This window comes from Halobacterium sp. KA-6 (assembly GCF_021029015.1).
Lineage (GTDB): Archaea > Halobacteriota > Halobacteria > Halobacteriales > Halobacteriaceae > Halobacterium.
Genome location: NZ_JAJJZH010000009.1, coordinates 120,580 through 127,199 on the forward strand (window position 1 = coordinate 120,580; position 6,620 = coordinate 127,199).

Here is a 6,620-nt window from a genome sequence, read left to right on the forward strand (position 1 = left end):
GGCCGCGCTTACAGCGGGTAGTCGCGCGGTTCGTGCTGGACGGAAATCCACTTCGTCTCCGTGATTTCGCGGAGGAACGCGTCGCTGTTGTACGTCCCCATGCCGGACGCGCCGATGCCGCTGAACGGCACGTGGGCTTCGTCGTTGATGGGCTGGTCGTTGATGTGGACGTTCCCGGTCTCCATGCGGCCGGCGATGTCCTTCGCGACCGATAGGTCGCCAGCGTGCACGGCACCGGAGAGGCCGTACTTCGTGTCGTTGGCGAGTTCGACGGCCTCGTCGACGTCCGAGAACGGGATGACGGGCGCGATGGGGCCGAAGTGCTCGTTGCTCGCGGCCGCCATGTCGTTGGTCACGTCGGAGAGCACGGTCGGCTTGACGACTAGCGAGTCCTCGATGCCGTCGATGTCCGCGGTTTCGCCGCCGGTTTCGAGCGTGGCGCCGGCGTCGACGGTCTGCTCGACGTATTCGAGCATCTCGTCACGCTGGGACTCGTCGATGATGGGGCCGACCACGGTGTCGGGCTCGTGGGCGCTGCCGACCGCGAGTTCTTCGGCGCGCTCGGTGAGCTTCCGGACGTACTCGTCGTAGACGTCTTCGTGGACGATGTGGCGGTTGATGGAGATGCAGACCTGACCCTGGTGGACGAACGAGCCGAACGTCGCGCCGTCGATGGCGCGGTCGACGTCGGCGTCGCTGGTGACGACGAACGCGTTGTTGCCGCCGAGTTCCATCGCGGGGACGGCGAGGTTCTCGCCCGCGAGCCCCGCGACGTGCTGGCCGACCTCGGTGGAGCCGGTGAAGGAGACGACGTCGCTCTCGGTGTGGCTGGCGACGCGGTCGCCGATGTCCGAGCCGCGTCCCGTGACGACGTTCAGCACGCCCTCGGGGAGGTCGGTCTGCTCGAAGAGTTTGGCGAACAGCAGCCCGCCCGTAATCGGGGAGTTCGTGGAGGGCTTGAGGACGACGCTGTTCCCCGCTGCGATGGCGGGCAGGACCGCTCGCGCGCTCAGGTTAAGGGGGAAGTTCCACGGCGAGATGACCGTGACGACGCCCTTCGGCCCGCGCTCGACGATGTTCTCCTTCCCGGGAATGTTCGAGTCGGCGTGCTCGCCCTTCATCCGCCGCGGCAGGGTCGCGGCTTCGCCGGCGTGGTCGGAGGCAATCTGGATGGATGTCTCGCCCATAATCTGGGAGCCGCCGACCTCGTGGGCGAGCAGGTCGACGACTGCCTCGGAGTGCTCCTGGAGCGCTTGCAGGAACTGCTGGACGACGGCCGCACGCTGCGCGGGCGGCGCTTCTGCCCACTCTGTCTGCGCTTCGGCAGCGGCTTCGTAGGCGGCGTTCACGTCGCCCTCGGTCGCAGCGGGGACGTGTGCGACCGTCTCGCGCGTCGAGGGGTCCTCGACGGCGATGGTTTCTTCGCTCTCGGCGGCGACCCACTCGCCGTCGATGTACTGCTCGGTCCAGTCGGCGTCGATGGACAGGTCGGTAGTCATCTACGTTTTACCAGACGGTAGAATAGCGTAAAAGCGGGCGGGATGAAGTGACCTCCGCCGATTCACAGCCAGCGAACAGGTCCGTCGGAGTGGGAGAACGACGCCCCCACCGGACCTGTTTTACTGCTTGGTAAACAAGGCGGAAGCATGAACGCCAACGACGGCCAGCAGCTGCCCGACGGCCCCGTTCCCGGCGAACGAGTCCGACACGGCACAGGCGTGAATTCGAATCGCGCGTTCCCGACGAACAACCACCCCGCGAACCTCGACCCGTTCGTCCTCTTCGAGCGGTTCTACATCGACCCCGACCAGGGGTTCCCGATGCACCCCCACCGAGGCTTCGAAATCGTCTCCTACATGGTCGACGGCGGGATGGACCACGAGGACTCGCTGGGCGTCAGCAACGTCGCCCAGGAGGGCGACGCGATGCGCATCACGACCGGGAGCGGCATCCGCCACTCCGAGTTCCCGGCCGGGAATCGCGGCTGCAACGGCCTCCAGCTCTGGGTGAACCTCCCGCGCGCGAAGAAGGAGGCTGACCCGGACTACGTCGACGCCACGCAGGCCGACCTGCCCACCGAAGAGCAAGACGGAGCGACGGTGACGACGGTCGTCGGCGACGGGTCGCCGCTCTCGCTCCACACGCCGATGGAGTACCTGGACGTCCGCGTGTCGGACGCGTGGGAGTGGACGATTCCCGAGGACTGGACGGGATTCGTCTACGGCGTCTCCGGCACGGGGACGGTCGCTGGCAGTGAGTTCGGCGAAGGTGACGTCTTCACGGTCACCGACGAGACTGCGGTCGAACTCCGCGACGACTCGGACCTCCGCGTGGTCGCCGTCGCCGGCCAACCCCACGACGAGCCGATTCAGCAGCGCGGCCCGTTCGTGCTCTGAAGGCGATAGCGCCCTCGTTGCGGTCTTTCTGACGCTGACTCGGCAGTCCTCGCCGGTTTTACCGGATGGTAAACTACTTCCTCCGGGAGCACCGACACACGTCCATGGTAGACGTAGCAGTCGTCGGCGGCGGTCCCGCCGGCCTGTCCGCAGCACAGTTCGCCGCGAAGAACGACCTCGACACCGTAGTCTTCGACACCGACGAGACGTGGATGCACAAGGCTCACCTCTTCAACTACCCGGGCGTCCGCTCCATCGACGGGATGACGTTCGTCGAAATCGCGCAGAAGCAGGCGAAGGCCCGCGGCGCCGACCTCCACGAGGACGAGGAAGTCACCGCCGTCGAGCAGTCCGGTGACGGCTTCGCCCTCACGACCGCGGACGGCGAGTACGAGGCCGACTACGTCGTCCTCGCGACCGGCGGCAACCGTGACCTCGCCGAGGACCTCGGCTGCGACTTCACCGACGAGGAGGTCGTGGACGTGAACGTCGACATGCAGACGTCCGTCGACGGCGTCTACGCGACCGGCGCGATGGGCCGCGACACGAAGTGGCAGGCCGCCATCGCCGTCGGCGACGGCGCGGCCGCCGTGCTCGACATCCTCTCGAAGGAGAAGGGCGAGTACTACCACGACTTCGACATGCCGTCGGACGTCCCCGAACTGTAACGCGGTTCGATTCCCACCGATATTTTCGAGCGAGTGCGTAGCGCTCAGCGACTGGTATCTCGCTCGTGGACACGGCGCTCAGTAGAGAAGTAGCGGCTGTCGGCCGATTAGTCGTCGCGTTCGAGCGAGTCCAGCACGAACTCGTCGATGGCCGCGCGGGCTTCCTCGGGCGCGTCGTCGTGCCCGAGGGAGATGCGGCGCTCGCGGGCCGCGTGGATGACGTCCGTGACGAGTTGGCCCATTCGTTCGGCGTTCACCTCGCGGAAGACCCCCTGCTCGATGCCGTCCTCGATGACGTCGACGATGCTGCCGCGGAGGCGCGCGTAGTGCTCCTCGAAGAGTTTGCGGTGCTCGTCGTCGTTCTGCGCGTGCGCGTACAGTTCGTGGTACACCTTCATGCGGTCCCAGTGCGTGAATTCGTCGAACTCCGGCCCGAACAGACACTGGTCGATGCGCGCGTCCAACTCCGACCGCGGGTCCATGTCGTCGGCGACCTCGACGCTGCCCTCGTACTGGTCGATGATGTACTCCAGGAACGAGGACAGCAGGTCGTACTTCCCGTCGAAGTGGTAGTGGATGACCTGCCGCGACAGCTCCATCTCCTCGCCGATGTCCTGGACTCGGAGGTCCTTGTATCCGTGCTCGCTGAGTGCCCGGAAGGTCGCCTCCATAATCTCCTCGCGGGTGTCGTTTGCCTCGACGATTCCGTCTGCGTCGCTCATTACTGTTCTCTTGGGTCGGTAGACTCATATCCGTTTCCTCGTCGCCCGACAGCTGGACTACTCGGGCGGGTCCGCGTCGTCACCGAATCCGCTGCCGTACCTATCCAGTACTTCCGTGACGGTGACTTCGTAGGCGTCGTACCACTCCGTCCACCGCTGTTTCGCTCGTTTGTGGTCGTCGACGGCGCCGAACGAATCGAGCGCGTCGAGCGACTCCCAGTAGTAGACGACGAGCACCTCGTCGCTCTCCGGGTCGTTCCACGTGCGCTTGCCGCGATATCCGTCCGTCTCTTCGGCGGCTGCCTGTATTCGGTCGTTGAGCTCGTGGAACTTGTCGTCGTACTCCCCGGGGTCGAGGCGAAAGGTGACGAGGTACATCGATACTTCTGCAATCGCCTACGGGGACCAAGAGGCTTCCCCGGGCTGTGTTACACGACGAGACTCGCACACGGTTCGCGGTGCTCGTCGGCGTAAGTTCAGTAGAAGCGGGTTGGGGCGGATTTGAACCTCCGGAAGACGTGCTCGCTCACTGCGTTCGCTGCGCGCGACTTCCGTGGTTCGAATCCGCCGAACGCCATTCACACGAGTACTTCACGCGAAGCGACAGAGCAGTCGCTTCGCGGTGAAGGTTTCAGAGAATGGGTTGGAGCGGATTGTGAACTGGAGCAAGACGGTCGCTCGCTATCACTCGCGCTGCGTCTTGCAGAGTTCAAATCCGCCGAACACCACACAACCGAGACGACGCGAGAGACACAGAGGTCTCTTGTGGTCGTTGCGTCAGTAGAAGTGGGTTGGGGCGGATTTGAACCGCCGACTCCTCCACAACACAGGCAGTCCATCGATGCCGGTGGTTCGGGCTCAATCAAACCCAACCATGACGAAATTCACCGAATCGCCACAGGCAGTTATTGACCAATTCCAGAACGAACGAAAACACGAGGTTCGGGAAAGCACCCTTGTCAACCAGAAGTACCACCTCCGCTCGTTTGTTGAATGGACTGAAGAAATTGAGATTGAGGATATCGGGGATCTGAACGGGTACGTTGTAAACCAGTATAAGACATGGAGGCGGGAGAATTCTGAAATTAACGAGCAAACCCTGTATAACAACCTAATGTCAATCCGGGCTTTGCTCCGGTGGTGTGAACAACGGGAACTTGTAGAAGATGGACTGGCTGACAAACTCGATATACCACGACCGGAAAACCCCGTGCGAGACGCTACAATCGCCCCGGAACGAGTTAATGCCATCTTAGAATACTACCAGCAGTTTGACTACGCCTCACGGAATCACGTTCTCTTCTACCTACTGTATCATTCCGGAATGCGAATTGGGTCTATTCGTGCATTAGACGTCGATGACTGGAAGCCCGGCAAACATCTTCTACACGTCCGCCACCGCCCAGAAGAAGGTACACCGTTGAAGAATGGAGAAGAGGGAGAGCGCGCAGTCTACGTTTCTCAGGATGGACTGAAGGGCGCTCTTTCCGACTATATCAAACACAATCGCTTGGATAAGACAGACGAGTACGACAGGAAGCCCCTATTTCCGACTCGCCAAGGGCGGGCAACTACACAAACACTCCGGCTTTACACGGAACACTTAACGGAGCCTTGTCAGTATACGGGTGAATGTCCTCACGAAAAAGAATTAGCGGACTGTAGTGCCCGCAAACGCATTAAGAAATCCTATGAATGCCCCTCTTCTGTTAGTCCACATCCGATCCGACGGAGTGCGATAACTGAACACCTGAATTCAGACGTCCCCAAAGATGTGGTTTCCGAGCGAATGAATGTAAGTAGGAAAGTATTGGAACAGCACTATGACTCCCGTACAGAAGAGGAGAAAGCGGAGGTGCGACGAGAATATCTTGAGAACGTATGACTATTCCAATTTACCTCAAGTATCTATGAGGATTCATCAATATACTCCCTGTAAATAGGATTTAGCGTTAGCGACCCACTTCTCCCCGTTTTCAGATTCCACTTTGTATGACACCGCAGTCACACCATCTTCTTTAACGAAGAAACCCCCGTCCTTTTCTCCGTCTGTGACTTCCACGTATAGCCCTCTTGATCGGTCCCCCAATTCCTTGTGCATAAAGTCAGTATCTGGTGAAGTTTTCCAACTATCTGTGGCTGAATTCTCGTTACGGGCTTTTGTTCGTCTGTGTGTCCAAGCATCGCCCTCATTTTCAGGTGGCTCTATCTCGGAGTACGATTTTAGACGAGGCGAAATACAGTCCTTCCACCATCGGGTACCTGAATTGTATCCGGCGGAGTATACAGGATAAATATGCTCAATAAAATAATCTGGTCCTGCTTCACCAACTGCTTCGAGTTCGTCGTAAACAGCGGAAACAGCAACCTCACTACCTTCTTCTTCTATCGTTCTCGTCCCACCAGACCCTGACTTCTGTTTTGACCGCCGGGTATGTTGTCCTGCTTCGGCGTTTTGATTGCTCCCCGCCACATCTGCAACATACAATAACACCCCGATAACTCCTAAGAAGAATACGATCCAAAAATATCCGGTGTGCCCCCTCTTTGCTGCATGTTTTGAGACGATTACTGCAATAATCGTATTTATTAACAGCCATACAACAATTGGGATCATCAAAGCATCCAACATGCTAAGCCCACCCTGTTTCCTGACTCCAAATCATAATGCGTTCACATGTACGTTGACTAAGCCATTATGTAAAATCTCAGTACCTCACAAAGCATTGCCAGTTAGTGTGACCTGAGCCACCTGTTTTGTTGTGGTGAGTCGTCGATCACGGTTGAGCAACGCTGATCGAAGGCGGAGCTGTCGCTGTCGGCGGCGCTCAGCC

General features: G+C 60.0%; 7 protein-coding genes. 3 read left to right on the forward strand and 4 right to left on the reverse strand.

Annotated elements, in window-relative coordinates:
* Window positions 1-8: 8 nt before the first annotated feature.
* Window positions 9-1,499 (reverse strand): aldehyde dehydrogenase family protein, encoded by a 1,491-nt coding sequence (locus LPA46_RS15570; RefSeq protein WP_230893281.1) that lies wholly within the window; start codon window positions 1,497-1,499, stop codon window positions 9-11.
* A gap of 147 nt (window positions 1,500-1,646) precedes the next feature.
* Between LPA46_RS15570 and LPA46_RS15575 the strand changes: the two genes are divergently transcribed.
* Both LPA46_RS15575 and LPA46_RS15580 read left to right on the forward strand, forming a co-directional pair.
* Window positions 1,647-2,396: a pirin family protein gene (locus tag LPA46_RS15575; RefSeq protein WP_230893282.1), complete on the forward strand. Its 750-nt coding sequence runs from the start codon at window positions 1,647-1,649 to the stop codon at window positions 2,394-2,396.
* Between the two features lie 104 nt (window positions 2,397-2,500).
* Window positions 2,501-3,064: an NAD(P)/FAD-dependent oxidoreductase gene (locus tag LPA46_RS15580; protein WP_230889501.1), complete on the forward strand. Its 564-nt coding sequence runs from the start codon at window positions 2,501-2,503 to the stop codon at window positions 3,062-3,064.
* Between the two features lie 107 nt (window positions 3,065-3,171).
* Here the strand turns inward: LPA46_RS15580 and LPA46_RS15585 are convergent, their stop codons facing one another.
* Window positions 3,172-3,786 (reverse strand): TetR/AcrR family transcriptional regulator, encoded by a 615-nt coding sequence (locus tag LPA46_RS15585; protein WP_230893283.1) that lies wholly within the window; start codon window positions 3,784-3,786, stop codon window positions 3,172-3,174.
* Between the two features lie 57 nt (window positions 3,787-3,843).
* Window positions 3,844-4,164, reverse strand: coding sequence for an antibiotic biosynthesis monooxygenase family protein (locus LPA46_RS15590; RefSeq protein ID WP_230893284.1), 321 nt, complete (start codon window positions 4,162-4,164; stop codon window positions 3,844-3,846).
* A 496-nt stretch (window positions 4,165-4,660) separates the two neighbouring features.
* Between LPA46_RS15590 and LPA46_RS15595 the strand changes: the two genes are divergently transcribed.
* Window positions 4,661-5,671, forward strand: coding sequence for a tyrosine-type recombinase/integrase (locus LPA46_RS15595; RefSeq protein WP_230893285.1), 1,011 nt, complete (start codon window positions 4,661-4,663; stop codon window positions 5,669-5,671).
* A gap of 36 nt (window positions 5,672-5,707) precedes the next feature.
* Here the strand turns inward: LPA46_RS15595 and LPA46_RS15600 are convergent, their stop codons facing one another.
* Window positions 5,708-6,418 (reverse strand): hypothetical protein, encoded by a 711-nt coding sequence (locus tag LPA46_RS15600; protein WP_230893286.1) that lies wholly within the window; start codon window positions 6,416-6,418, stop codon window positions 5,708-5,710.
* Between the last annotated feature and the right edge of the window lie 202 nt (window positions 6,419-6,620).